Origin of the sequence: Marinobacter orientalis (assembly GCF_004792665.1) — a bacterium.
GTDB lineage: Bacteria > Pseudomonadota > Gammaproteobacteria > Pseudomonadales > Oleiphilaceae > Marinobacter > Marinobacter orientalis.
Window position 1 is genome coordinate 1 of the sequence record NZ_SRZX01000001.1, and the last position, 24,541, is coordinate 24,541.

Annotated in this window: 26 protein-coding genes; 12 read left to right on the plus strand and 14 right to left on the minus strand. The window is 56.6% G+C overall.

What is annotated here, in order from left to right:
* Positions 1 to 368: 368 nt before the first annotated feature.
* Both DIT72_RS00005 and DIT72_RS00010 read right to left on the minus strand, forming a co-directional pair.
* A complete protein-coding gene (locus tag DIT72_RS00005) occupies positions 369 to 1,349 on the minus strand; it encodes an NADPH:quinone oxidoreductase family protein (protein WP_135953172.1) in 981 nt (326 codons plus the stop codon).
* Positions 1,350 to 1,754: 405 nt separating this feature from the next.
* Positions 1,755 to 2,321: a BLUF domain-containing protein gene (locus DIT72_RS00010; protein ID WP_135953173.1), complete on the minus strand. Its 567-nt coding sequence runs from the start codon at positions 2,319 to 2,321 to the stop codon at positions 1,755 to 1,757.
* 64 nt (positions 2,322 to 2,385) lie between these two features.
* Between DIT72_RS00010 and DIT72_RS18375 the strand changes: the two genes are divergently transcribed.
* The 5 genes from DIT72_RS18375 to DIT72_RS00035 all read left to right on the plus strand — a co-directional run bounded on the left by DIT72_RS18375 (position 2,386) and on the right by DIT72_RS00035 (position 6,611).
* Positions 2,386 to 2,571, plus strand: a complete 186-nt coding sequence (locus tag DIT72_RS18375; protein ID WP_228260680.1) for a TRIC cation channel family protein — start codon at positions 2,386 to 2,388, stop codon at positions 2,569 to 2,571.
* A gap of 129 nt (positions 2,572 to 2,700) precedes the next feature.
* Entirely contained in the window at positions 2,701 to 3,999 is a 1,299-nt protein-coding gene (locus DIT72_RS00020) for an NCS2 family permease (protein WP_135953174.1), read from the plus strand.
* A gap of 27 nt (positions 4,000 to 4,026) precedes the next feature.
* On the plus strand, positions 4,027 to 4,569 hold the full coding sequence (locus tag DIT72_RS00025) for an adenine phosphoribosyltransferase (RefSeq protein ID WP_135953175.1): 543 nt from the start codon (positions 4,027 to 4,029) through the stop codon (positions 4,567 to 4,569).
* 9 nt (positions 4,570 to 4,578) lie between these two features.
* A complete protein-coding gene (locus DIT72_RS00030; RefSeq protein WP_135953176.1) occupies positions 4,579 to 5,241 on the plus strand; it encodes a fumarylacetoacetate hydrolase family protein in 663 nt (220 codons plus the stop codon).
* A 62-nt stretch (positions 5,242 to 5,303) separates the two neighbouring features.
* Entirely contained in the window at positions 5,304 to 6,611 is a 1,308-nt protein-coding gene (locus DIT72_RS00035; RefSeq protein ID WP_135953177.1) for an ABC1 kinase family protein, read from the plus strand.
* Here the strand turns inward: DIT72_RS00035 and DIT72_RS00040 are convergent.
* From DIT72_RS00040 to DIT72_RS00050, 3 genes are read right to left on the minus strand one after another with little or no spacing between them, the layout of a single operon-like run.
* The gene (locus tag DIT72_RS00040; protein WP_135953178.1) at positions 6,606 to 7,286 is read right to left on the minus strand and encodes an SIR2 family NAD-dependent protein deacylase; all 681 of its coding nucleotides are present in this window, start codon (positions 7,284 to 7,286) and stop codon (positions 6,606 to 6,608) included. The genes DIT72_RS00035 and DIT72_RS00040 overlap by 6 nt on opposite strands.
* A 31-nt stretch (positions 7,287 to 7,317) precedes the next feature.
* A complete protein-coding gene (locus DIT72_RS00045; protein WP_135953179.1) occupies positions 7,318 to 7,824 on the minus strand; it encodes a DUF2244 domain-containing protein in 507 nt (168 codons plus the stop codon).
* Positions 7,825 to 7,865: 41 nt separating this feature from the next.
* Positions 7,866 to 9,269, minus strand: coding sequence for an FAD-binding oxidoreductase (locus tag DIT72_RS00050; RefSeq protein ID WP_135953180.1), 1,404 nt, complete (start codon positions 9,267 to 9,269; stop codon positions 7,866 to 7,868).
* A 180-nt stretch (positions 9,270 to 9,449) separates the two neighbouring features.
* Here DIT72_RS00050 and serA point away from each other — a divergent pair, with 180 nt between their 5' ends.
* Together serA and DIT72_RS00060 are read left to right on the plus strand one after the other, a co-directional pair.
* A complete protein-coding gene (serA, locus tag DIT72_RS00055) occupies positions 9,450 to 10,679 on the plus strand; it encodes a phosphoglycerate dehydrogenase (RefSeq protein ID WP_135953181.1) in 1,230 nt (409 codons plus the stop codon).
* 149 nt (positions 10,680 to 10,828) lie between these two features.
* Positions 10,829 to 11,113 (plus strand): hypothetical protein, encoded by a 285-nt coding sequence (locus DIT72_RS00060; RefSeq protein WP_135953182.1) that lies wholly within the window; start codon positions 10,829 to 10,831, stop codon positions 11,111 to 11,113.
* Positions 11,114 to 11,179: 66 nt separating this feature from the next.
* Here DIT72_RS00060 and DIT72_RS00065 read toward each other — a convergent pair whose 3' ends face one another.
* The gene (locus DIT72_RS00065) at positions 11,180 to 11,836 is read right to left on the minus strand and encodes an OmpA family protein (RefSeq protein WP_135953183.1); all 657 of its coding nucleotides are present in this window, start codon (positions 11,834 to 11,836) and stop codon (positions 11,180 to 11,182) included.
* A 44-nt stretch (positions 11,837 to 11,880) separates the two neighbouring features.
* Entirely contained in the window at positions 11,881 to 12,918 is a 1,038-nt protein-coding gene (locus DIT72_RS00070; protein ID WP_135953184.1) for an alpha/beta hydrolase, read from the minus strand.
* Between the two features lie 198 nt (positions 12,919 to 13,116).
* Between DIT72_RS00070 and DIT72_RS00075 the strand changes: the two genes are divergently transcribed.
* On the plus strand, positions 13,117 to 14,010 hold the full coding sequence (locus tag DIT72_RS00075) for an alpha/beta hydrolase (RefSeq protein WP_135953185.1): 894 nt from the start codon (positions 13,117 to 13,119) through the stop codon (positions 14,008 to 14,010).
* 12 nt (positions 14,011 to 14,022) lie between these two features.
* On the opposite strand, the gene DIT72_RS00080 is transcribed toward DIT72_RS00075, so the two are convergent.
* On the minus strand, positions 14,023 to 14,325 hold the full coding sequence (locus DIT72_RS00080; RefSeq protein WP_135953186.1) for a GIY-YIG nuclease family protein: 303 nt from the start codon (positions 14,323 to 14,325) through the stop codon (positions 14,023 to 14,025).
* A 206-nt stretch (positions 14,326 to 14,531) separates the two neighbouring features.
* Between DIT72_RS00080 and DIT72_RS00085 the strand changes: the two genes are divergently transcribed.
* The 3 genes from DIT72_RS00085 (at position 14,532) to DIT72_RS00095 (ending at position 18,142) form a co-directional block, all read left to right on the plus strand.
* Positions 14,532 to 15,467 carry a 4-hydroxyproline epimerase gene (locus DIT72_RS00085; protein WP_135953187.1) on the plus strand — a complete coding sequence of 312 codons (936 nt, stop codon included), beginning with the start codon at positions 14,532 to 14,534 and terminating at the stop codon, positions 15,465 to 15,467.
* Between the two features lie 118 nt (positions 15,468 to 15,585).
* A complete protein-coding gene (locus tag DIT72_RS00090) occupies positions 15,586 to 16,533 on the plus strand; it encodes a dihydrodipicolinate synthase family protein (protein ID WP_135953188.1) in 948 nt (315 codons plus the stop codon).
* Between the two features lie 31 nt (positions 16,534 to 16,564).
* On the plus strand, positions 16,565 to 18,142 hold the full coding sequence (locus DIT72_RS00095) for an aldehyde dehydrogenase (NADP(+)) (protein ID WP_135953189.1): 1,578 nt from the start codon (positions 16,565 to 16,567) through the stop codon (positions 18,140 to 18,142).
* A gap of 58 nt (positions 18,143 to 18,200) precedes the next feature.
* Here DIT72_RS00095 and DIT72_RS00100 read toward each other — a convergent pair whose 3' ends face one another.
* Entirely contained in the window at positions 18,201 to 18,872 is a 672-nt protein-coding gene (locus DIT72_RS00100; protein ID WP_407657960.1) for a GntR family transcriptional regulator, read from the minus strand.
* A 144-nt stretch (positions 18,873 to 19,016) separates the two neighbouring features.
* On the opposite strand from DIT72_RS00100, the gene DIT72_RS00105 reads away from it, so the two are divergent.
* Positions 19,017 to 20,315, plus strand: a complete 1,299-nt coding sequence (locus DIT72_RS00105) for an NAD(P)/FAD-dependent oxidoreductase (RefSeq protein WP_135953191.1) — start codon at positions 19,017 to 19,019, stop codon at positions 20,313 to 20,315.
* 71 nt (positions 20,316 to 20,386) lie between these two features.
* Here the strand turns inward: DIT72_RS00105 and DIT72_RS00110 are convergent, their stop codons facing one another.
* From DIT72_RS00110 to DIT72_RS00130, 5 genes are all read right to left on the minus strand, one after another.
* Positions 20,387 to 21,400, minus strand: coding sequence for an Ldh family oxidoreductase (locus tag DIT72_RS00110; RefSeq protein WP_135953192.1), 1,014 nt, complete (start codon positions 21,398 to 21,400; stop codon positions 20,387 to 20,389).
* Between the two features lie 61 nt (positions 21,401 to 21,461).
* A complete protein-coding gene (locus tag DIT72_RS00115; RefSeq protein ID WP_135953193.1) occupies positions 21,462 to 22,490 on the minus strand; it encodes a trans-3-hydroxy-L-proline dehydratase in 1,029 nt (342 codons plus the stop codon).
* An 8-nt stretch (positions 22,491 to 22,498) separates the two neighbouring features.
* Positions 22,499 to 23,221, minus strand: a complete 723-nt coding sequence (locus DIT72_RS00120; protein ID WP_135953194.1) for an amino acid ABC transporter ATP-binding protein — start codon at positions 23,219 to 23,221, stop codon at positions 22,499 to 22,501.
* The gene (locus DIT72_RS00125; protein WP_135953195.1) at positions 23,214 to 23,864 is read right to left on the minus strand and encodes an amino acid ABC transporter permease; all 651 of its coding nucleotides are present in this window, start codon (positions 23,862 to 23,864) and stop codon (positions 23,214 to 23,216) included. Before DIT72_RS00125 ends, DIT72_RS00120 begins: the two co-directional genes overlap by 8 nt.
* A gap of 10 nt (positions 23,865 to 23,874) precedes the next feature.
* Positions 23,875 to 24,540: an amino acid ABC transporter permease gene (locus tag DIT72_RS00130; RefSeq protein ID WP_135953196.1), complete on the minus strand. Its 666-nt coding sequence runs from the start codon at positions 24,538 to 24,540 to the stop codon at positions 23,875 to 23,877.
* Position 24,541: the final 1 nt, after the last annotated feature.

Sequence of the window (24,541 nt, forward strand, 5' to 3'; positions counted from 1 at the left end):
CGAAGGCCCAACAGGCCGTTAGGTCGATAAGGACGGCAGGCGCGGATCTTCCATCAAGGCCAGAGGCGACAAAGCCGCCTCGCTAAACAGGCCGGATATACGGGCGCAAACCTGTCCCTGACATCGAGCACTGAGACCTTGCAAACGGGGAGGAGACCATATACGGATTAGCGAAGCGTAATCCGACAAACAGAGGTAACGCCACTAAAAGAGTCGGATTACGCTTCGCTAATCCGACCTACGGTTTCGTTATGCGCTGATATATTCCCGAGGTTTGCCGGCCGGGGATGAGGGGCCCTCAGCCCCGGCCATACACCAAGCCAAACAGGCTGGGGCCAAAACCTAGAGGTCACCTCAAAAGCCAGACCTCAAGAACCAACCTTAAGCACAATCTTGCCGGTAGCCGTCCGCCCGGTCAGTGCCCCAAGGGCCTTCTCGTAATCCTCAAACTCGTAAACCTCGCTGATTCTCGGGTCAATCTTGCCATCGGCAAACAGCTTCAGCAGCTCCATCATGTTCTGGGCACTGGTTTGCGGTTCGCGTTGGGTGAAGCTGCCCCAGAAGACACCGACGACGGAACAGCCTTTCAACAGGGTCAGGTTGGCCGGGATTCTGGGGATGTCGCCGGAAGCGAAGCCGATGATCAGGTGGCGGCCGTTCCAGGCCATGGCGCGCAGGGCCTGTTCGGTGAACTCGCCGCCGACCGGATCGTAGATCACATCCACGCCCTTGCTCTTGGTCAGCCGTTTGACAGCGTCTTTCAAGGGCTCTTCGGCGTAGTTGATCAGCTCATCGGCACCGGCTTCTCTGGCCACTGCCAGTTTCCCGGCCGTGCTGGCCGCCGCGATTACATGGGCGCCCATGGCCTTGCCCAGTTCCACCGTTGCCAGGCCGACACCACCGCTGGCACCCAGCACCAGCAGGGTTTCTCCCGGCTGGATATTGGCGCGCTGCTTCAGAGCGTAATAGGAAGTACCGTAAACCATGGAGAAAGCAGCAGCCTTCTCGTCGGACATGGATTCGGGGATGGGCAGGATATTCTGCTCGGGAACTACCACTTCCTCGGCGAAAGCACCGTAGCCGGTTAGGCCGGCTACGCGATCGCCCGGTTTGAAACGGGTGACTTTTTCGCCTGTTTCAATCACCTCGCCGGCCATCTCACCACCCGGAGCGAAGGGCATGGCAGGTTTGAGCTGATACTTGCCTTCAATGATCAGGGTGTCCGGGAAGTTCAGGCCGGCGGCCCTGACCCGTACCTTGACGCCATGGCCTTTAACCACGGGGCTGGGGACGTCTTCTATTACCAGCTTGTCCGCAGGGCCGTATTCCTTGCAGAGAATCGCTCTCATATTCTGACTCCGTTAATTGACTGTCGGTACAGGATGACTGCAATTGATGATAATCAACCTAAACAGAGTCGAGTCATGAAGCAAATAAAGAAATCTTATCCAATCAAATAAGCCTGACTTATTCTATCTTCGCCTGCGAACTAGTGTCCCGTCTGGCTAATTCGTTAACCTACTGAGCCACTGAGGGCCTTGAGAGTTAGGCGCGATGGCGAAGGTTTGGTGGTTCCAAATCGAGACAGCGCAACGCGGCTATCAAGCCCCTCAGTGGCTCCCGAAGGGCGAGATGCTGAGGCCTCTGGCCGGTGTTGCCAGCCCTTGATGTGGAACCACCACACCTGCGGACTAGCGCCTTGGCCAGAGGCCTCAGCGTCTCGCAGTAGATTAACGAATTAGCCAGACGGGACACTAGAGCATGGTGCCGACATAAACCATAGCGCCAACCAGGAAGACGCCGGCGGCGATGAGACCTGCGAGGATACCTCCGGGAATAACAGATTCCCTGTTACGCCGGTTTCGCACGCCATCATGGCTGACCACCCGACCACTATCACTGGAATCGCGAATCAGTCTGATCATTTCCTCACACTGGTCCCGGTTGAACTCTGATGGGACAAAAGCCTCCATTCCCTCGGTGTCCAGGAAGCGGTTAACGTCTGATGACAAAGGCACGTATTTCATTGACCAGTTGGTGAAAGTTCTGTTTTTGATGGGCTCTTCCAGCAGAATGCTAATATTGTGGTGCCGGTCGTCCCTGGCAATGCGGTCATACAGCTCACGCACGGCCTCTTCTTCACCCTCCAGGTACTGGAAAAAATGGTCGTCGCCGTAGTAAAGGCCGCCAACGATTTCGCTCTTTGCGTTGTTTCTGCGGGAGACCATCAATATCCGGGCAACGTTGGGCTCCACGCCCTTTTCCGCGGGTTTCGCTGCGAAGGTGGCTTCGCTGGCATAGGCCAGACGCATCAGGGACATATTATTCACTCCGTACTACGGGTAACGGTCGGGACAGGCCTGAAATACGTTTGAAACATTGAAGATGGATCAATGTGATGAAGCAGACCGGCTTTCCGGCATGACCGTGGCCAGGGCCGAGAATATGGATCCGGGGGGCATTTTCACTATCGGTTTGGTGACAGCCCTCGACGGCGGAACCCTGCGCGATCTGATGATGGACAACCACCGCTTTACTGGACTGAACACGAGGAGCAGGCCATATGGCTGATCGCCGGACCAGTAATCAATCGCCCCTTGGCGTTGGCCGCCGCAGGCGGTAACATTGCCGTTTTTTTAACCCAGCTCCCGGGAAGACTCACCCAATCCCATTCAGCATCCTGTGAGGCAGACAGCCGTCATGCTCGAACAACTATTCAAGCTACAGGCCCATGGCACCACTGTTCGTAAAGAGGTGATTGCGGGCATTACCACATTCCTGACCATGGCTTATATCATCGTGGTCAACCCCAGCATCCTCTCCGCCACCGGCATGGATTTCGGCGCCGTGTTCGTTGCCACCTGCCTGGCTGCCACCATTGGCACCCTGATCATGGGACTCTGGGCCAACTACCCGATCGCCCTGGCACCGGGTATGGGCCTGAACGCCTTTTTCTCGTTCACTGTGGTCGGCAGCATGGGCTACAGTTGGCAGGTGGCTCTCGGGGCGGTCTTCATTTCCGGTTTCATCTTCTTCCTGCTGAGCCTCTTCAAGGTCCGGGAATGGATCATCAACAGCATCCCCCTGTCGCTGCGCTTTGGCATTTCGGCCGGTATCGGTTTCTTTCTGGCGCTGATTGCACTGAAAAATGCCGGCATTGTCATCGACAACCCCGCCACACTGGTAGGTCTTGGCGATGTAAAAATGGCTGAAAGCCTGCTGTTTTTCGGTGGCTTCGTGCTGATCTGTGCACTGTCGTTCCGGCAGATCACCGGCGCTGTAATGATCGGCATCATTGCGGTAACCGGTACGGCAATGGCGCTCGGCATGGTGGAGTACGACGGCTTTGTTTCCGCTCCGCCCAGCCTGGCACCGACCTTCATGCAACTGGATCTGGCCGGGGCACTCAACATCGGCATGATCAGTGTCATTTTTGCCTTCCTCTTTGTCGACCTGTTCGACACCTCTGGTACGCTGATTGGCGCCGCCCAGCGCGGCGGACTGCTGGACGAGAACGGTAAACTGCCCCGACTGGGCCGTGCGCTGATGTCCGATTCGGTGGCAACCATGTCGGGTGCCGTCCTGGGCTCGTCCACAACAACCAGCTACATCGAATCCACTGCCGGCATTTCCGCCGGTGGCCGCACCGGCCTCACCGCAGTGGTGGTGGCGGCACTGTTCATGGCATGTCTTCTGCTTTCACCCATCGCAAGCATTATTCCGGCTTACGCCACCGCCCCGGCCCTGCTCTATGTTGCTGTACTGATGGCAAGCGGACTGAAACTGATCGACTGGGACGATGTCACCGAAGCCGCGCCGGCCGTGGTAACCGCCCTGATGATGCCGCTGACCTTTTCCATCGCCAACGGCATTGCCCTGGGCTTCATTACCTACGCCATCCTCAAGGCACTGAGTGGCCGCTGGTCTGACCTCAACGCCAGCGTGGTGCTCATTGCTGTCATCTTCATCCTGAAATTCACATTCCTGGACGTGGCATAAGCTGCGTTTTCAGAGCCCGGACATGCTATGGATTACTTTGCAGAAAGTATCAAGAAAGCCATCCGCACGGTGCCTGACTGGCCCAAACCCGGTGTTGCCTTTCGCGATATCACTACCGTACTGCAGGACCGAACTGCCTTCCGCAAGCTGATTGATGCCTTTGTTCACCGTTACCACGGCCACAGGATCGATGCCGTTGCAGCAGTAGACGCACGTGGCTTCATCATCGGTTCTGCCCTTGCCTATGAGCTGAATGCCTCACTGGTGCTGATCCGCAAGAAAGGCAAGCTGCCGTTCGACACGCTGGTTGAAGATTACGAACTGGAATACGGCACCGCCTCGGTGGAATTGCACAAGGACGCATTCAGGCCCGGGGACAATGTGGTGCTGGTGGACGACCTGATCGCCACCGGCGGCACCATGCTGGCGGCATCGCGTCTGATCCGTCGTATTGGTGCCGAAATTGTGGAAGTGGCGGCAATGATTGACCTTCCCGACCTGGGCGGATCACGCAAGCTGCAGGAGGAGGGGCTGAAGGTCTATACTGTGTGCTCATTTGAGGACGATTAGGGAATGGCCATGCCTGATTATCAGCACCACTGGAAAGACGGGACCCCGGTTCACCTGCCACTGGGCAAGATCGTCTGCATCGGCCGCAACTATGCGGAGCATGCCCGGGAACTGAACAACCCGGTGCCGGATGAACCTTTGCTGTTTATCAAACCGGCGACTTCGGCAGTTCACATCACCCGCCCCCTGGATTTTCCCCGCGATCGGGGTGAGGTCCATTTCGAAACCGAGCTGGCGGTACTGATTGGCCGGCCGCTGACCAACGCCTCTGCCAGCGAGGCCGAAGGCGCCATTCTCGGCTATGGCCTGGCACTGGACCTGACCCTGCGGGACCTGCAATCCCGTCTCAAGGAAAAAGGCCAGCCCTGGGAGAGAGCCAAAGCCTTTGATGGCGCCTGCCCGCTGTCACCGTTCGTATCCGTCGAACGCCTCCGACGCGATCACCTGACCTTTACCCTGGAAATCAACAGGGAACGCCAACAGACCGGGGACACCCGTGATATGTTGAATCCCATTGTGCCGCTTATCGCACACATGAGCAGCCAGTTCACCCTGATGCCCGGAGATGTCGTCCTCACCGGCACACCCAAAGGCGTTGGACCGCTGGCGTCGGGACAGATATTATCCCTGGAACTGGAAGATGCCTTGTTTGTGGAGACCACCGTGCTCTAGGCTGGTGGCACCAGATTGCGACTAACCTCAGGTCCATCGGCTTTTCAGGACGTATATCAGGCATGGCAAAGAAACCAGTGACCACCCGTAGCGGACGATTTTTCAGATTGGCAGGCATGACGGCTTCCGTGGCCGGCAAGTATGCCGGGCAACGTGCGCGCAGGATATTCCGCAGCGAGGAAGACAACGAGGGCGCCCAGTCCGAGAGCTATACCCGCATGGCGGACCAGATTGTTGATACTCTGGGAGAACTCAAGGGCGCCGTAATGAAAGTCGGGCAGATTGCGTCCCAGACCCAGGATTTTCTGCCCAAGGAATTTTCCGACGCCCTGGAACGGCTCCAGAAAGAAGCCCCGCCGATGCCCTTCGAGGTTATCGTTGGCCAGGTGGAAAGTGAGTTGGGCAAACCGGTGTCAGAGCTGTTTGAATACCTGCAGGAAAAACCCTACGCCGCGGCATCGATTGGCCAGGTCCACAGGGCCCGTCTGCACGACGGCACGGATGTGATCGTCAAGGTGCAGTACCCGGGGGTGGACGAGTCCTGCGACAGTGACCTGAAGCAACTGCGCATGGCCCTGAAACTGGGCGGCCTGCTGAGGATGCCAAAGGAGCACGTAGATCAGTTATTCGGAGAAATTCGCGTCCGCCTGAAGGAAGAACTGGATTACGAGAACGAGGCCCGCAACCTGGAAGCATTCCAGGCATTCCATGCCAATGACGACTGGATCATTATCCCGAAAGTCTTTGCCAGCCACTCGTCACGACGGGTGCTCACCATGGAGCTGGTGGAAGGCGACCACATCAGCGAAGTTACACCGGAAAAATACGATCAGGAAACCATCAACCTGATCGGCCATCGCATCTTCACCATGATGGCCGACCAGCTGTTCCGCTACCAGTGCATTCATGGCGACCCCCATGCCGGCAACTTTGCCTATCGACCGGACGGGACCATCATTCTCTATGACTTCGGCTGCGTGAAGAAACTGAAACCTGAAATAGTCGAGGCCTATCGCAACGCCCTGGTATCTGCACTGAAAGAAGATTATGCCGCCCTGGACCAACATCTGATTGCCCTCGGTGCACGCGTGGAAAGCCAGCCCGCGGTAGACGAGGCCTACTACGCCATGTGGCGGGATATCCTGATCCAGCCCTTTACCGGCAACATCCCCTATGATTTTGCCGAGTCCGAGCTGCACAAGGATGTTGCTGCCAAGACCACCACTGTTTTCAAGTACCTGGATTATTTCAAACCACCGGTGGAGAGCATTTTCATCGACCGCATGATTGCCGGCCATTACTGGATGATGAAGCGTCTGGGCGTACAGGCAGCATTCCGGGAGGAGCTCGAGAAATACCTGGGGCTATAACGCCAGCGCTCTGAGCCACTCAGCCACTCCCTCGCTGGCGCCCTTGCGAATCACCCTCGCTCTGGAGAGGCTTGCAGGTTCTCCCGGGTCAACCACGGTCACCGGCACATCAAAACTCACCAGATCCACCAGGCCCGCCGCAGGATAGACCTGCAGGGATGTTCCCACGATCAGTACGTGATCCGCCGTGGGAACAATCTCGGCGGCGGCCTCAATCATCGGCACCTCTTCGCCAAACCAGACAATATGAGGCCGGAGCTGGGCACCCCGTTCACAGGTGTCGCCTGGCTGGATGTCCCGGAACCCGATATCGTAGACAAGATCGGGATGTTTTGAGCTACGGGCCTTGGTGAGTTCACCGTGCAGATGAATGACGTTGCTGGAACCGCCACGCTCGTGCAGGTTGTCCACATTCTGGGTAATGACGGTTACCCGGCAATGCTGCTCCAGCTCCGCCAGCAGGCGATGGGCGTCGTTGGGTTGCGCCGACTCCAGCTGCCGGCGGCGCTCGTTGTAGAAGCGCAGCACCAGCTCCTGGTTTCGTGCGAAGGCCTCCGGGGTGGCAACATCATAAACGCTGTGCTGCTCCCACAGGCCACCATTGTCACGAAAGGTCGACAGGCCGCTTTCAGCACTTATGCCGGCCCCGGTGAGTACCACGATGTGATTGTTCATAAAGCACCGTTTTTTCTTGCAGGAGTGTACGTCAGAACGGAAGCTTCTCCGGCCTGCGCCGCTTTTCCACTCTGAGTCCGTGTTTTTCCAGAATAGCAATCAGTTCCTCTGTGTCATCCATATTGAGGAAAGACGCCAGGGAAATTTCTTCGCCGCGGAACTGAAGGTGGATTTTGGGGGGTGTCCAGGGATGTCGGGGCACGTCCTGCCATGCCCGGGTATAGCGGCGGGGCAGTTGCCATTCCTTTTCTTTGCGGGTCAGGCCTTTTTCCAGGCGTATCAGTTCCGGGCCGAAGGTCAGCACTTCCCGTTTCTGGCACTTCCGCGAAGTGTAATAGAAGCCGGCCCCCAGAGCCATGAGCTCCAGGCCGGCAAAGGGCAGTACTGGCCATGCCCCGGCCAGCAGCATAGCTGCAGAGATGGCCAGTGAAAGAAAGAAGGCTGCCAGCCATATGCGGATGTTCCCCTTCCAGCTCATGGAGCGGTTGGGGGTCAGGACAAAACAGTCGCCATCATCCCGGGAAAGCTGTTCTACCATTACGGTTACTCCGGGGAGCCACCCGCATCACCTGAACGCCTTCAGTCGAAGATCTTGCCCGGGTTCATAACCCGGTTGGGATCGAAGACCTGTTTGATGCCCCTCAGGTAGGCAATCTCAGCAGCGCTGCGGGTGTACTCCAGATACGCCTTCTTGGTCAAGCCAACGCCGTGCTCGGCAGACACACTGCCCTGGTAGCGTTCGACAATCTCGAAAACCCATTTGTTCACCTGCTGGCATTTCTCGAAGAAATCCTCTTTGGCCATGTCTTCCGGCTTGAGGATATTCAGATGCAGGTTGCCGTCGCCGATGTGACCGAACCAGATGATTTCGAAATCCGGATAATGCTCGGTCACAACCTTGTCGATTTCCTGCAAAAACCCGGGAACCCTGGAAACTACCACAGATATATCGTTCTTATACGGGGTGCGCGGCGCAATGGATTCGGAAATGCGCTCGCGCAGCTGCCACAGGTTCCGGGCCTGGGTTTCGCTCTGGCTGATCACGCCGTCCAGCACCCAGCCATTCTCGACGCACTGTTCAAACAGCGCCATGGCATCGTCCATCACCTGGTCGGACACTGCCTCGAACTCCATCAGCGCATAGTATGGCGCCTCGGTTTCGAACGGTGCCTGTACCTGGCCATGGGCCAGCACATGGCCCATGGCCTGATGGGAGAAGAACTCGTAGGCGGTCAGGTCAATCTGCTTCTGGAAAGTCTGCAGCACGTCCATGGTGTTGGTGAGATCGTTCAGACCCAGCACCAGTACGGTGAGGTTGTCCGGCTTGCGGGACAGCTTCATGGTGGCCTCGGTGATAAAGCCGAGGGTGCCTTCCGCGCCGATAAACAGGTGGCGGAGGTCGTAGCCGGTGTTGTTCTTCTCCAGGTCCTTGTTCAGGTCAAGGATATCACCCTTACCGGTGACCACCTTGAGGCCGGCGACCCAGTCACGGCTCATGCCATAGCGAATCACCTTGATACCACCGGCGTTGGTGGACAGGTTGCCGCCCAGCTGGCTTGAGCCCGCAGAAGCAAAATCCACCGGATAATAAAGCCCGTTGTCTTCCGCAAAGTTCTGCAGCTGTTCGGTCACTACACCTGCCTGACACCGCACGGTGCGGTCGCTGGCGCTGAAGTCGAGGATCTGGTTCATGTTATCAAACGCCACAACCACCTCGCCGTTGGCGGCCACGGCGCCAGCACTCAGGCCGGTGCGACCACCGGAAGGCACCAGCGCCACCTGGTTGTCATTGGCAAATTTCACCAGTGCCTGAACCTGTTCCGTGGTTTTGGGCAAGACAATGGCCACTGGCCGGGGCGGGTAGATCCTGGTCCAGTCCTTGCCGTAATTTTCCAGGTCCGCCGGGTCGGTCAGAACTTTTCCCGGGGTCTGACCTGCTTCCATGAGGGCTTTAAGGGAGGCAACGATCTGTTCAGAATTCATGGATTATCCGATCTCGCTAGGGGTTATTCAGGACGCCGGCAGGCGAAGTTGATTCAGGTAGCCTGACGCGCTGTGAAAATCTGCGTTTATGGTATCATACCGCCCCTGTTCTGTGAGCCCGCCCGCCAACAGCGGCGCTCACAGGTCATTTCATGTGACGAAAGGTTCGGAAGCAAGCCCATGTCAAATACGTCTCTTGAAAAGAGCAAAATCCGCATTCTGCTGCTGGAAGGCGTACACCAGTCCGCCATTGATACCCTTAATGCCGCGGGTTACACGAACATCGAGTACCTGACGCACTCACTGGCCGAAGACGAGCTGGTCGAAAAAGTCGCCGATGCTCATTTCGTGGGTATCCGCTCCCGTACCCAGCTGACCGAAAGGGTATTTGACGCTGGCCAGAAACTGGTAGCAGTAGGCTGTTTCTGCATCGGCACCAACCAGGTAGACCTCCAGGCAGCAACCCGTCGCGGTATCGCTGTTTTCAACGCGCCCTTTTCCAATACGCGCAGCGTCGCGGAACTGGTTCTTGCCCAGGCAATTCTTCTGCTTCGCGGTGTGCCTGAAAAAAGCGCCAAAGCCCATCGCGGCGAGTGGCTGAAGTCGGCCAAGGACAGCTACGAAATCCGCGGCAAGAAACTGGGCATCATCGGTTACGGCAATATCGGCACCCAGTTCAGTGTTCTGGCAGAAGGCCTGGGCATGGATGTGTACTACTACGACGTGGTGTCCAAGCTGTCCATCGGCAACGCTACCCAGGTAGGGACACTGCAGGAACTGCTGAACACCTGTGACGTGGTCAGTCTCCATGTGCCGGAAACACCGGCTACCAAGTACATGTTCAAGGCCGAGCAGTTTGCCCAGATGAAACCGGGCAGCATCCTGATGAACGCCTCAAGAGGCACCGTCGTGGACATTGACGCTCTCGTGGATGCGCTGAGAAGCGGCAAACTCCTAGGCGCTGCTATTGATGTTTTCCCGGTAGAACCCAAGTCCAATAACGAGGAGTTTATCTCCCCGCTGCGGGAATTCGACAACGTGATCCTGACACCGCACGTAGGGGGTTCCACCATCGAAGCCCAGGAAAACATTGGCCGCGAAGTGGCGGAAAAGCTGGCCATGTACAGCGATAACGGCACCTCCGTGTCTTCCGTGAACTTCCCGGAAGTGGCCCTGCCCTCTCACCCCAATCAGCATCGCCTGCTGCACATTCACGAGAACGTGCCGGGCGTGATGTCGGAAATCAACCAGGTGTTTTCCGAGAACGGCATCAACATCTGTGGCCAGTACCTGCAAACGACTGAAAACATTGGCTACGTGGTGATTGATGTTGACAAGGAATACGGCGAACTGGCGCTGGAGAAGCTGTTGAAAGTGAAAGGTACTATCCGCTGCCGCGTACTGTTCTGATTCGGACCGCTTCGGGAATAATGAAAGCCGGGGCCCACCTACAGGCCCCGGCTTTTTTTAGCGTTCTGGCCTTGAGATGGCATCAAATGCATCCATGATAGAAGGGTAAGCTTTTAAACTGCATCACTCATCTACTCAAGGAGCATCCCATGTCACTGAAGGAATCACTGCAGAAGAAACTGGAGACGCAGACCGAATACTGGAGCAAACAGATCGAGAAGCTGCAGGCCGACGCTGAAGAGAAAAAGGCAAAAGCCGAAGATGAGCAGGCCGAAGCCGAAATCCAGAAAGACTTTTCCCAGCGCATTCAGGAACTGGAAGACAACGTTAATGAAGCGCGCAAAAAGATGTCTGAAGTGCGGGATTCAGGGGAAGAGCACCTGAAGGACCTCAAGGAAAAGATTGAAGGTTGGCTGCCGGGCGACAGAAAGTAACCGGATGCCGGCTGCAAGGCAATGAAAAGCCCGGTATCGCGCTGGTCGTGATACCGGGCTTTTTTGTTACTGCATCGGAACCAGTGTCAGCTCAACGCGGCGATTCTGTTCGCGGCCAGATGCGGTATCGTTGGAGGCAATCGGATAGCGCGGACCATAGCCCACCGCCCGGGTGCGCTTGGGCTCAATACCCTGGTTCAACAGGAAGTCCCGCACTGAGCTTGCACGACGCTCACTCAGCAACTGGTTGTAATCCCGTGAGCCAGTACTGTCGGTGTGGCCTTCGATCTGGATAATGGTCTTGTCATACTCTTTCAGCACAAGTGCGACTGATTCCAGCGTATCGCTGAACGACGGCTTGATGGAAGACTGGTCCACGTCAAAGGTGATATTGCCGGGCATGACCAGTTCAATCTTGTCACCATTGCGCACCACGCGCACCCCGGAGCCTTCGAGCTTGCGACGCAGCTCAGCTTCCTGCTTGTCCATGTAATAGCCAATACCACCGCCAATCGCAGCGCCGGATGCAGCGCCAATCAATGCGCCCTTGCCGCGGTCACTGCTGCTGGAGGTGGCGGCTCCAACGGCGGCGCCACCAAGGGCACCAATAATACTGCCTTTGGTCGCACTCGACGTTTTCTCTTCCCCGGTGTAAGGGTCATATGTCATACAGCCGCCCAAACCAATAGTGGCGACAGCAAAAGCAACAATTGTTTTCTTCACGGTATTCTCCAGAGTCTTTCCACGGTATGACTTTCTACGGCACGTTACCGTACTGCTTTGCCCTGACTGGTCTCTGACAGAGCCCGGTCCTGGTCGTTTTTAAAGGTATCCACAATGGTGTTGAATACCGTTGCCTGCAAATCCTGTGCTTCGTTTACCAAGTGATGACGCCCATCCGGTATACGGAGTTCCTCGACCGTGGCAAATTTATTACGGATAATCCGCAGATTGTGCTGCCAGTCGACGGTCAGGTCTTTCTCTCCCTGCACCACAGTAACCGGGAAATTTACCGGACGGGAAGACTCGATATGGGGCACCCACTGCCTCAGCGCCGACACCCAGTCTACGTGGACGGCCCTTGCCTGAAGCGGATCATGCTCCTTCAGGAAGGTCAGAAAACGCGAGTTGCCACTATTGGCACCAAAGACCCGGGCCCACCGTGAAACAAACGGCTTGAACAGACTGTGGAGTATTTTCGCCCCCAGCCAGCCCATCGGTCGTATCAGGGGTGCCAGCAACACAACCCGGCGGAAGTCCGACGTTTCGGTGGTATGGTGATTAGTCAGCAGATAATCAATCAGAATGCCACCGCCGGTGCTCTGCCCCACCGCATACCACGGCACCCTCACCTTGTCTCTAACCCTGGCCATCACGTCTGTCAGCACCGCCTGATACTCCAGGAAACTGCCAATAGCCGCCGGCGTCCCGCTGGACAGCCCGTGGCCTGGCTGATCATAGGCCAGCACATCAAATCCCGCCCCCAGGCAACGATCAATCAGCTGACTGTACAGTCCCACGTGGTCAAAGTAGCCATGCAGGATAAACACGGTGCCTCTGGGCCGGGCTTTCTCAGGTAACTGGAAATAGTGGACCACTACCTGGTGCCGGTCTGCCATCACGTAGCCCTGGTGATAGGACACATCCGGGTGCTCTACCCAGAGATCCAGGCCGTAAAACCGGCAGTAGGCAACCATATCATCGCCGAGCATTTCCCGGCGCCGGGGATCGAATGGCTTCAGTCTTTCCAGCAACGATGCCCTGTTCCAGTCCGGAATTTCTATGGTATCTGTTTTCCAGTACACGTAGAGTTAAACGCCTGTTATTAATAGGTACGAACGCGACAGTACGAAAGTGACAAAATGATGGCCGCCAAGAGCCTGACCGTTAGGTTAGCACACCATAACGCCTTTTAGACCGTTAAAGCGGTGTCACCGGAGCGATTGCTATTACAGTCCGGGCCGCCTGTGTTATTTCGCGCCGATCCAATCCCGGAGAGAATCATGATACAAGCTGCACTGGAAACCGGACTGCGCCAGACCATGACCCGGCTGGTCCGGCCCCTGCTGCATCCCGCCGTTCCGGTCAAGCTTCAGCGCAGCCTGGTAAGCAAAGCCTATCTGACCTCGATACCGCCCCGGGGCACCCGCTTTGAAGACTTTGAAGCCGAGGACCTTGCCATAACGAAGGTATGCCACAGCGAAAATCCGAGCGGTGTCGTGCTGTATTTTCACGGGGGTGGTTATATCATCGGCTCTCCGCGAACCCACCGGGGCATTAGCGGCCACCTGGCCAGAGCCAGTGGCACTATGGTGATCGTTCCTGACTACCGGCTCGCTCCCGAAAACCCTTACCCGGCAGCGCTGGACGATGCCGAAACCGTTTATCTCGCCCTGCTCGATGAGGGGCATCCGCCAGCATCACTCAGCCTTGCCGGCGACTCCGCTGGCGGCGGGCTGGCCATCGCGCTTGCCATGCGCCTGCGGGACAAAGGTTTGCCCTTGCCCTCATCGCTGATGGTCATGTCGCCCTGGACTGACCTCTCCAATGCCCGACTCTACTCTGCGGAATACGAACCGGTTCTGCAAAGACCCTGGATTGACAAGGCCGCCCGGCTGTACTGTGGTAGCGAGCCTGCCTCCAATCCTTACATTTCTCCGGTTTACGGCGATCTGTCAGGCCTGCCACCTCTGCTGATTCAGGTTGGCAGCCAGGAAATCCTGCTGAACGACGCCCGGCGTCTGGCGGATGCCGCCAGTCAGAGCTGCGTTGATAACCGGCTGGAAATCTATAACAGTCTATGGCACGTGTTCCAGGTGCATGCCGGGCAACTGAGCCGGGCAACCCGGGCACTGGAAACTGCAGGGCAATTTATCCGGCAGCACTTATCAACCTGAGCCAACAGGCTGTCAACCTGAGTCGGAGGCTTGCCGACCGCAGATGATATCGGGAAGCGATACCTCTCCACGAATCAGCGCTTCCTTCTGCCTGCGCGGCCACTGTTTAAGCTGCCACTCCAGTTTTGAAGCCATAGCTCTGTCGCCTGTTTCGGCGGTAAAAGCCAGTTCAAGCGGGCCCTTGCCCCGCAAACTACGGGCACCTTTGGGCGCACCAGCCTGATGCTCGCCAAAACGTCGCTCCACATCGGTGGTGATTCCCGTGTAGAGGGCCCCTTTGGCCGTTCGTACCATATAGATGAACCACTGACTCATACTGACACTGCTCTGCCTCTGTTCCGGGTGCTACGCTATCGGATCCAGGGGCCCGGCACAATGAGGCGCGCTAACAGCATTAATTCCATCCCACGGCCGGACTTCACAAACCTCTTTTATATCGTATACAATATCTAGAGTGAAGGGAGTCCCGGGAAAATAAACGCCCGTTCCACCCAATGATCCAGAACAATCGAAGGTGCCCCATGAAACGAGTGCGTGTCATCGATTCCCATGCAGGGGGCGAACCTACAAGGCTGGTACTGGAAGGTTTTCCCGCCTTGCCCGGAAAAACCATGCTGGAAAAACGCGCAGCACTGCACTCCTCACATGATCACTGGCGACGTGCCTGCATGCTTGAGCCACGGGGGCACGATGTATTGGTAGGGGCACTCTACTGCGAGCCCGAAGCCCTGGATGCATCGTGTGGCGTCATTTTCTTCAACAACAGTGGCTACCTGGGCATGTGTGGCCACGGCACGATTTGCCTGGTCGCTTCCCTGTATTATCTGGAACTTATTTCTCCGGGCCTGCACAAGATTGACACACCCGTGGGGCCCATCGAGGCGACCCTGCATGATGACGGTACCGTGACGGTACGTAACGTGCTCGCTTACCGGTACCGCAAGCAAGTGCCAGTCGAGGTTCCGGGTTTTGGGCTTGTGCACGGTGATATTGCCTGGGGAGGCAACTGGTTCTTCCTGATCAGCGACCACAATCAATCGCTGGTACTCGATAACGTCGAAGCGCTGACTGACTTTACCTGGGCAGTTCGCCAGGCTCTGGAAGCGTCTTTCATCACCGGCGATAACGGCGGCCTGATCGATCATATCGAACTTTTCGCAGACGACACCGCAGCAGACAGTCGAAACTTCGTTCTGTGTCCGGGAAAAGCTTACGACCGCTCTCCTTGCGGCACCGGCACCAGCGCCAAGCTCGCCTGCCTGGCCGCCGATGGCAAACTGGCACCTCGCGAGACTTGGGTACAGGCCAGCATCTGTGGCAGTCAGTTCGAGGGGCATTATGAATGGGAAGGCGACCGCATTCGCCCCTACATCAAGGGAAGTGCCTACCTGAGCGCGGACAGCACTTTACTGATTGATGAGCGGGACCCCTTTGCCTGGGGCATCACAGCGTCATAACCGCTTTTCCGAAGAGATACATTGGCAGTCTGTTCAAACATCTGGCACCGATCGTTTTTTGCTGTCGAACACGGTGCTCAACCTTGGTATCAACGAAGTCGATCAACAGGAAACGATTATGAGCGATAATATTTTTACCGGGTGCATTCCTGCGTTAATGACTCCCTGCACCGGCGAGCGCCAGCCTGATTTCGATGCTCTGGTCGCCAAAGGCCGCGAACTGGTGGATATCGGCATGAGTGGCGTCGTCTACTGCGGCTCCATGGGAGACTGGCCACTACTGACGGAAGCTCAGCGCCAGGAGGGTGTTGCACGCCTGGTCGAGGCCGGCGTACCAACCATAGTCGGTACCGGCGCAGTCAACACCAGAGAAGCTGTGTCCCATGCTACCCATGCAGCCCGGGTTGGCGCCCAGGGTCTTATGGTCATTCCTCGTGTACTCTCACGCGGAAGTTCTACGATTGCGCAGAAAGCTCACTTCTCAGCCATTCTGGAAGCTGCATCCAAGCTGCCGGCGGTTATTTACAACAGTCCCTACTATGGCTTTGCCACCCGCGCTGACCTGTTTTTTGAATTGCGCAATCAGTATCCCAACCTTATTGGATTCAAAGAGTTCGGCGGAGCTGACGACCTCCGCTATGCGGCCGAAAACATCACTTACGAGGATGATGATGTAACCCTGATGGTGGGTGTTGACACCACTGTTTATCACGGTTTCGTCAACTGCGGTGCCACTGGTGCTATCACCGGCATTGGCAACGCGCTCCCCCGGGAGGTATTGCAACTCGTTTCTCTCAGCAGGGAGGCCGCCAAAGGCGATGTCGAAGCACGACGTCTGGCCAAAGAGCTTGAAGAGGCGCTTGGTGTTCTCTCCTCGTTTGACGAGGGCGGTGATCTGGTTCTCTATTACAAGCATCTGATGGTTCTCAACGGAGACACTGAGTACTCCCTGCATTTCAACAAAACCGATGTTCTCAGCGACGCACAGCGCAACTATGCGGAAACTCAGTACGCGCTGTTCCGTAACTGGTACTCGAACTGGTCTGCCTCGCTAGACGAAGCCTAGAAAGACCTCTGTCCCTGAAAAGGAGAAGAGCATGGAATTACAAGGCAAAATGCTGATCGGCCAACAGGCTGTTCAGGGATCCCGACAAGCAATACGCGCTATCAATCCATCTACCAATGAACATCTGGAGCCCGCCTATCCCGGGGGCACCGAGGAAGATGTAGCAAAAGCATGCGAACTGGCATGGGGCGCTTTTGACAGTTACCGTGAAACCACGCTGGAAGCACGGGCACAGTTCCTCGAGACAGTTGCTGACGAGATCGAAGCACTTGGCGATACGCTGATTGCAAGGGCCGTCCTCGAGTCGGGCCTTCCCCAACAGCGAATTCAGGGAGAGCGCGGCCGTACCTGTAACCAGCTCCGACTGTTTGCCAGAACCGTACGCAACGGTGAGTGGCTGGATGTCCGTATTGATCCTGCCTTGCCGGACCGCCAGCCCATGCCACGCGCTGACCTGCGCCAGCGCCACATTGCACTGGGCCCGGTGGCAGTCTTCGGTGCAAGCAACTTCCCGCTGGCTTTTTCAGTGGCAGGTGGCGATACGGCATCCGCGCTTGCGGCGGGGTGCCCGGTTATTGTGAAAGCGCACTCTGCGCATCCGGGAACCAGCGAACTGGTGGGCCGCGCGATTCAATCTGCTGTTGATCGCTGCGGCCTGCCCGAAGGCGTTTTTTCGCTTGTTTTCGATTCCGGTCTCGATGTGGGACAGGCCCTGGTCGCCCATCCCTGCATCAAGGCAGCGGGCTTTACCGGTTCCCGCAGCGGAGGCCTGGCCCTGAACAGAATCGCACAGTCACGGCCCGAGCCGATCCCCTTCTATGCCGAGATGAGTTCAATCAATCCGGTATTTGCACTGCCGGCTGCACTGGAGTCCCGCGGTGAAAAGATGGGCGAAGAATTTGTTGCTTCGCTGAACATGGGTGCTGGTCAGTTCTGCACCAATCCCGGACTGGTCATTGCAATCAAGGGCCAGGGCCTGGACAGCTTTGTCAGGGCAGCAAGCCGGGCGGTCAGTGACAGTGCTGCCCAAACGATGCTCACGCCCGGCATTCACCAGGCGTACAATGAGGGTGTGCAAACACTGGTTTCTGACAACGGGGCGCAAGAACTCGCGCATGGCCGGGAAGGGGCAGACCCTAACCAGTGTCAGACAAATCTGTTCGTGACATCGGCGTCCCACTTCCTCGAAGAACAGACCCTGCAAGAGGAGGTCTTCGGTGCTACTTCATTGATAGTGGAGTGTCAGGACGAAGCAGAACTTCACCGGGTTGCAGAATGCCTGGAGGGTCAACTGACCGCTACCCTGCAGATGGACGAGGCTGATACCGGAATGGCGCAGAGCCTGCTCCCGGTTCTGGAACGCAGGGCGGGCAGACTTCTGGTCAACGGCTGGCCAACGGGTGTCGAAGTCTGCGATGCCATGGTGCATGGAGGTCCTTTCCCTGCGACTTCAGATTCCCGCACCACCTCCGTGGGCACTGCGGCCATTTTCCGCTTTCTGCGTCCGGTCTGTTACCAGAATCTGCCAGGCGCACTTCTGCCCGAGGCTTTGAGAGATAACAACCCGCTATCGCTCAAGCGTCTGGTAAACGGGGAACGTGAAAGCTGACTTGCTGCACTACCACCGCTCGCGCTCCAGCGCGAGCGGCGCACTGCCAGCGGGATGATTACCCGTGGTGCGTGTAGCGATTATCGGGCAGGTGCTCATACAGAGTTTGACAGACGCCGGTGAGATGTCTCTCAACCATATCGGCCACTTTGTCAGCGTCCCCTTCACGGCAAGCCTCGATAATGGCGCGATGTTCACGATCAGCTCTTTCCTTACCGTCCGACAGCGCCATTTGTAGGCGCAGATAGCGCTCTACCTTGTCATGAATTGAGCGGATCAGACTGATCAGAAACGGACGCTGGGCAGGTTCGTAAAGGCAGGCATGAAACTCCCAGTTCAGTTCGGCCCAGCGGCCTACATTGCTTTCATCCATGAATTCCTGACAGATTCGCTCGGCCTGAGCAAAGGTCGCTTCGGTCATGTGTGGCAGGGCCAAACGAACCGCCTTGACCTCAAGCAACACGCGAACCTCAAACATTTGCGCCAGTTCCGGCTCGGAGATCTTGGTCACAACCGCTCCCTTGTAACGCTGGAACATAACCAGGCCTTCGGCCTCCAGGCGTTTAAGCGCTTCGCGAACGGGTATCTTGCTGACCTTGAACATCTGTGCGATGTCGTCCTGACGTATTGGTTCACCTTCGTCGAGTTTGCCGGCGATGATGGCTTCACGGAGGTGTTTGACGATCACTTCGGATGTCGAAGGGGCGGTGCTGAGGTCTGGAGCGTTGATCGGGTTAAGGGGCAAGGGACGCACTCTCAAAAACCGAAATATTATATCTTATATACGAAATAGGCAACCCTGTTCCTTGCCTCCCTGCCAGCAAGGTTATATTGTATACTATTTATCGACGACATTTTTAAGGAATTTGTGGCTATGCAGCATGAGGCCAATGGGGACTCCAGCTCCAAACCCGATATCGCCATTGTTGGCGCGGGTATCATAGGTATAGCCTGCGCCCTGACGCTAAGTCAGAAAGGGCTGAAAGTTCTGGTGCTGGACAGTCAGGCGCCGGGCATGGGGGCATCCTATGGCAATGCCGGCCATATGGCGACGGAGCAGGTTTTCCCTATAGCCGATGCATCAATTCTGATGCGGCTGCCCGCAATGTTGCTGGATCCCATGGGGCCTCTTCGACTGGACTGGCGCTATCTTCCCAGGTCACTGCCATGGTTCACCAGATTACTCTGGAATCTCCGCCGGGCTCCCTACAACGCCAGCGTCTCCGGAATTCGCACTCTGAACCAGCACAGCCTGGATGCCTGGCGCCGACTTCTCAACTCCGTGGATGGCAGGTATCTACTCAAGGAAGATGGCTCATTCCTGGTCTATGAGAACAAAGAAGCTGCCGCGGAGCTGGAGGCGCTTCGGTCGCGCATGGACACTCAGCACGTGGCGGTGGAGCATTGGCATGGTGACGCTATCAGAGGCGTTGCGCCTCAGCTGTCGGAAAACATTCGGGGCGGTCTGTTTTTCCCGGATACAGCGCACGTCATCAATCCCTTCCAGGTTGTTAACATGTTGGCGCAGGCAGCCAGGGCCAACGGCGTTACATTTGCACAGGAAAACATAATATCGGGCCAGGTCGGCTCTGATGGTGTCATATTACAGGCGGAAAACTCATCCAGGTTCAGCGCCAGAAAAGTTCTCATTTCCTGCGGTGCCTATTCAGCCCCCCTCACCACAGCTCTGACCGGCACTAAAGTTCCGCTGGATACCGAGCGGGGCTACCACCTGATGCTTCCCAATGAGCGAGACCGCCTTCCCGTCGCGGTAACCTCTCTGGAACGCCGCTTCATCATGACCCCCCTTGATGACGGGCTGAGGCTGGCCGGGACGGTTGAGTTTGCTGGCCTCGAGCGGCCGCCCAATATGGAGCGAGCCTGGCAACTGCAAAAACTCAGCCGCGGACTTTTCAGAAGCGATCTCGATACAACCGAAGCCCAGCCCTGGATGGGCTTTCGCCCTTCCCTTCCCGACTCACTGCCTGTTATCGACAGTGTCAAGGATGGCAGGGTATTGCTGGCTTTCGGACATCACCACCTGGGCCTCACACAGGCCGCGGTGACAGCGGAAATCATCAGTCACCTGGCTGCACACGGGGCGTTCCAGTCTGCGGTATCGGATCAACGGATCCCCGACTTACTGCCCTATCGGCTAAACCGGTTTTCCTAGTGTCGCGTCTGGCCAATTCCAGCCCACCGATCCAGTAACCGGTTCAAGGGGTCCTGAAGCGGCAGGGGCATTCAAACGACCTGTACCAGGAGCTTCTGCAGGTCAGAGTAGAGAGCTTCGGAAATCTCCACACCATTTTCCAGACTTCGTTTGCGGGCGGCATAGCGACGCTGTGAAGGTAATCGTGCGCCTTGTGCCTGTATGTTGTCGAAGAGGGTTTCAGCGCGAGCCAGATGCTGATCGGCTGCCGGGCCGAGAAAACGCCGGGGATCGAGCGCAATCACCAGTTCTCCATGATGGGGTAAGGATTTCGTACCGTCGTCCCAGGCCAGCGACTCGACACTTGTCAGATCTCCAATCAGGGGCCCGGCAACCAATTCGACCATGGCCGCCAGTGCCGACCCCTTGTGCCCGCCAAACGTCCGCATGGCACCCTCCAGAACTGCTCCCGGGTCAGTGCTCGGCTGACCATTAATATCAACGCCCCAACCTGGCGGGATTTCCTTACCGGCACGACGATGCAGCTCGATGTCGCCGCGTGCGATAACACTGGTGGCAAAGTCGAATACGAAAGGATCTTTGCCGGCTCGGGGCCAACCAAAGGCAATGGGGTTAGTGCCAAAGACAGGTTTGTGACCACCCTCTGGCGCCACCCCTGCCTGACTGGGGGTGAATGCCAGTGCCACCAGGCCGGCATCGGTAATTTGCTCAATTTCAACCCAGAGCGCGGAAAAATGCACACAATGGTTGATGGCGAGGGCAGCAATGCCGTTATCCCGCGTTTTCTGCACCAGGATCGGCAAACCGGCGTCGAAAGCCAATTGCGAAAACCCGCCGCGGGCATCCACCTTTACAATCGAAGGTGCCTGATCGACTATGCCGGGCTTCGCATCGGGGATTACCTTGCCGGCCTTGAGGGTTTCAATAATGCCGAGCAGCCGGTACAGACCGTGGGAGTGACATTCATCCCGCTGGCCCGCCACGATGGTGTCAGTCACCGCCTGAGCGTGATCAACGCTGAACCCGTGCCGAAGCAGAATATCCCGCGACAAATCTTCCAGTTCTTTCACGCTTAAACGAGTCATTATGGTCTCTTCAATGCCTGACCCCGGTATCCGGGGTCGTTCTGTTTGTTATCGGTGGCCACTAGGCCCCGGGCCAGGTGTCCGAAAGCCGGTAGCCTTCCGGCCACGGATCGCCCGGATCCAACATGTGCTGGTGGGTGCCTGTGATCCAGGCGCGCCCGGAAATACAGGGCACTATGGCGGGGCGACCGGCTATTTCAGTCGCGCTGTCGATCCGGCAGAGGAATTCCGAACCGATGATTGACCGCCCGATCAACCGCTCACCAACGCCCAGCTGACCTTTGGCATGCAGCACCGCCATGCGCGCAGAACAGCCTGTGCCGGTGGGAGAGCGGTCAATTTTACCGGGCCTGATTACAACGGCATTGGTGGAAACAGCTACACCATTTTCCTGTTTCAACGGCGCGGCGATCTGGCAAAAGGAAATATGATCCCAGTCCGGATTCAGGGGGTGGACGAAGCCCAGCTGCTCATTCGCCGCTCTGGTGATTTTCAGGCCCGTTTCCACCAAATCAGCGGCTTCGCTCGCATCCAGCGAAAATCCAAGACGCTCTGCGTCGACGATAACGAAACTGTCTCCGCCATAGGCAGTGTCAACCTGCAAGGATCCAACGCCTTCGACCTCGATCCAGGCATCGAGTCTGTCAGCAAAAGAAGTCACGTTTCGAACTTCGACTCTTTCGGCTTTGCCGTCTTTACATTGGGCAACCACTTCAATCAATCCACCAGGCGCCTCCAGAACCAGACGGGTTTCCGGCTCAGTCATGGGCAAAATGCCGCTATCCAGCAATACCGTGGCCACGCAAAGCGAATTGGACCCTGACATTGGGGGCGTATCTGCCGGTTCCATGATAATCCAGGCCATTTGCGCGTCAGGATGTTTTGCGGGCACCAGCAGATTCACATGGCGGAACACGCCTCCGCGTGGTTCATTGAGCATGAAATTGCGCAGAACCTGGTCTTTGGCAATCCAGCGCGACTGCTGCCAAAGGGTATCACCGGGAGGAGGAGCCACACCGCCAACAATGACATCGCCGACTTCACCCTCAGCATGGCAACTAACCACATGAATGATCTTGTTTGAACGCATGAGTGCCTCTAGCTGACCGATTTCAGGAAGGCGATTGTTTCCGGCTTCTGGGGATTATTGATCACCTGGTCGGGGGTACCTATCTCATGGACGAGCCCGTTCCGGAAAAAGGCCACACGATCGGATACGTCGCGGGCAAAATGTATCTCATGAGTTACCAGCACCATGGTCATGCCATCGTCGGCAAGCATACGTACCGTATCCAGAACTTCGCCAACCAGTTGGGGATCCAGCGCGGAGGTCGCTTCATCAAAAAGCATATAGTCTGGCGACATCGCCAGCGCACGGGCGATGGCCATACGCTGCTGCTGACCACCGGAAAGCGTGCCAGGGAACACCTTGATCTTGTCACCAAGGCCAACATGGTTCAGTTGATTTACTGCCACCTCCTCGGCCTCGGCGCGGCTTTTTCCAAGAACTTTCCGTGGCGCCAGCATCACGTTTTCCAGCACCGTCAGGTGCGGAAAGGCATTCCACTGCTGGAAGACAATACCGATCTTCTGCCTCAGCTTGTTTATATCCGTGCCTTTGTCATGGACCTCCGTTCCATCCACCCTGATGGAACCGCTCTGAATCTTTTCCAGTCCGTTAATACACATCAGTAATGTCGACTTACCGGAGCCCGATCCACCGATGATGGATACGACCTCTCCTTTATCGACTGTCAGATCTACGCCCTTGATCACTTCAAGGTCACCGAAGGACTTGTGTACTTTATTGATCTCAATCATTTTCCTGCCACCTTGTTTCCAGCCGGGCACCCAGGCGGGAGACCACGAGACTGATGACGTAATAAATCAGCCCTGCAATGCAAAGCACCAATAAAGGTTCCTGGATGCGCGTGACGACGATTTGGGAGGCGCGCAGCAGTTCGATAATACCAATCCACATGACCAGAGCTGTATCCTTCATTGTCGATAACACGACGTTTAACCATCCCGGAAAGGCTATCCGCGTCGCCATTGGAAAAACGATATAACGCAGATCCTGACTGTAGGTCAGACCCAGTGAGCGGGCAGCACGACGAACAGTCATGGGTACGGCGAGAACACCGCTTCGAACTATTTCCGTGCAAAACGCCGCAGAGTAGACTCCCAGCACGATGCAGCCGACAGCAAATGCACTCCAGTCCAGGCCGACGATACTTTTAAGTGAATTAAACAGAACGAACTGAATCAGCAATGGCACACTGCGAAATGCGTCAAGCACCCACCCCAGTGGTCGTGAAGCGTTTGGCATCAGCGCGCGCAGAAGCCCGAAGACAACACCGGCTATGGTGCCCAGCAGCATGGCCCAGAAAGTCAGTTGCAGAGTGACCCAGGCTCCGTGTAAGAGGAAGAGCAGATCACTCATTGTGAGGCTGGTGGATAACATGTTCACGTCCTCAATAACGGAAAAGGCGCCAAGACAGAAGCCGGGCTACGATGACGATCAGCTTTGCAGTCACGTAATAAAGTACGGCTGCCAAAGCAAAGAACTCGAAGGTGCGATAGGTCCTGACGTTGTATTCCTGGGCGACACCGGTAATGTCGTTATTGAGACCGACGATGACACCCAGCGAGGTCATCAATACGGCCCACACCATTTGATTGGTTATCGGATAGAAAACAACACGCAGCATTTGCGGCACGACTATCAGACGGTAGGTTTGATAGGCAGTCATTCCCAATGACCTCGCCGCAAACCTCTGGGTCTCGGGCACCGCCTTCAGACCTCCGCGGAAGTTTTCAGCCAGGTAACCCGCATTATTGAACGATATTCCAATAACCAATGCCGCCCAGGAGCTGACATGAAAGCCGAAGGCACCAACACCGAAGTACATCAGGTAGATCTGGAACAGCGCCGGCGTATTACGTGCAATGGAAACCCATGTGTTAGCGATTCCATTCAGCAAAGGGTTCCTGGTTTCCCGCATCACCGCCAGGATCAAAGCAATCAGTACACCGAAGATCATTGACAGGGCTGCGGTATTGAAAGTGACGACAGCACCGTTGAGTAGATCAGGAAGAGCTTTTAGAGCCGCCCCCCATTGGAACGTGTAGTCGAACATG

What these genes read in the sequence shown, in the direction of transcription:
- DIT72_RS00020 (WP_135953174.1), top strand. Translation starts at nt 2,701, where the DNA reads ATGCTCGAACAACTATTCAAGCTACAGGCCCATGGCACCACTGTTCGT.
- DIT72_RS00045 (WP_135953179.1), bottom strand. Translation starts at nt 7,824, where the DNA reads ATGGTAGAACAGCTTTCCCGGGATGATGGCGACTGTTTTGTCCTGACC.
- serA (WP_135953181.1), top strand. Translation starts at nt 9,450, where the DNA reads ATGTCAAATACGTCTCTTGAAAAGAGCAAAATCCGCATTCTGCTGCTG.
- DIT72_RS00090 (WP_135953188.1), top strand. Translation starts at nt 15,586, where the DNA reads ATGAGCGATAATATTTTTACCGGGTGCATTCCTGCGTTAATGACTCCC.
- DIT72_RS00035 (WP_135953177.1), top strand. Translation starts at nt 5,304, where the DNA reads ATGGCAAAGAAACCAGTGACCACCCGTAGCGGACGATTTTTCAGATTG.
- DIT72_RS00120 (WP_135953194.1), bottom strand. Translation starts at nt 23,221, where the DNA reads ATGATTGAGATCAATAAAGTACACAAGTCCTTCGGTGACCTTGAAGTG.
- DIT72_RS00030 (WP_135953176.1), top strand. Translation starts at nt 4,579, where the DNA reads ATGCCTGATTATCAGCACCACTGGAAAGACGGGACCCCGGTTCACCTG.
- DIT72_RS00025 (WP_135953175.1), top strand. Translation starts at nt 4,027, where the DNA reads ATGGATTACTTTGCAGAAAGTATCAAGAAAGCCATCCGCACGGTGCCT.
- DIT72_RS00010 (WP_135953173.1), bottom strand. Translation starts at nt 2,321, where the DNA reads ATGTCCCTGATGCGTCTGGCCTATGCCAGCGAAGCCACCTTCGCAGCG.
- DIT72_RS18375 (WP_228260680.1), top strand. Translation starts at nt 2,386, where the DNA reads ATGGATCAATGTGATGAAGCAGACCGGCTTTCCGGCATGACCGTGGCC.
- DIT72_RS00085 (WP_135953187.1), top strand. Translation starts at nt 14,532, where the DNA reads ATGAAACGAGTGCGTGTCATCGATTCCCATGCAGGGGGCGAACCTACA.
- DIT72_RS00060 (WP_135953182.1), top strand. Translation starts at nt 10,829, where the DNA reads ATGTCACTGAAGGAATCACTGCAGAAGAAACTGGAGACGCAGACCGAA.
- DIT72_RS00040 (WP_135953178.1), bottom strand. Translation starts at nt 7,286, where the DNA reads ATGAACAATCACATCGTGGTACTCACCGGGGCCGGCATAAGTGCTGAA.
- DIT72_RS00050 (WP_135953180.1), bottom strand. Translation starts at nt 9,269, where the DNA reads ATGAATTCTGAACAGATCGTTGCCTCCCTTAAAGCCCTCATGGAAGCA.
- DIT72_RS00095 (WP_135953189.1), top strand. Translation starts at nt 16,565, where the DNA reads ATGGAATTACAAGGCAAAATGCTGATCGGCCAACAGGCTGTTCAGGGA.
- DIT72_RS00130 (WP_135953196.1), bottom strand. Translation starts at nt 24,540, where the DNA reads ATGTTCGACTACACGTTCCAATGGGGGGCGGCTCTAAAAGCTCTTCCT.
- DIT72_RS00075 (WP_135953185.1), top strand. Translation starts at nt 13,117, where the DNA reads ATGATACAAGCTGCACTGGAAACCGGACTGCGCCAGACCATGACCCGG.
- DIT72_RS00115 (WP_135953193.1), bottom strand. Translation starts at nt 22,490, where the DNA reads ATGCGTTCAAACAAGATCATTCATGTGGTTAGTTGCCATGCTGAGGGT.
- DIT72_RS00110 (WP_135953192.1), bottom strand. Translation starts at nt 21,400, where the DNA reads ATGACTCGTTTAAGCGTGAAAGAACTGGAAGATTTGTCGCGGGATATT.
- DIT72_RS00080 (WP_135953186.1), bottom strand. Translation starts at nt 14,325, where the DNA reads ATGAGTCAGTGGTTCATCTATATGGTACGAACGGCCAAAGGGGCCCTC.
- DIT72_RS00005 (WP_135953172.1), bottom strand. Translation starts at nt 1,349, where the DNA reads ATGAGAGCGATTCTCTGCAAGGAATACGGCCCTGCGGACAAGCTGGTA.
- DIT72_RS00125 (WP_135953195.1), bottom strand. Translation starts at nt 23,864, where the DNA reads ATGTTATCCACCAGCCTCACAATGAGTGATCTGCTCTTCCTCTTACAC.
- DIT72_RS00105 (WP_135953191.1), top strand. Translation starts at nt 19,017, where the DNA reads ATGCAGCATGAGGCCAATGGGGACTCCAGCTCCAAACCCGATATCGCC.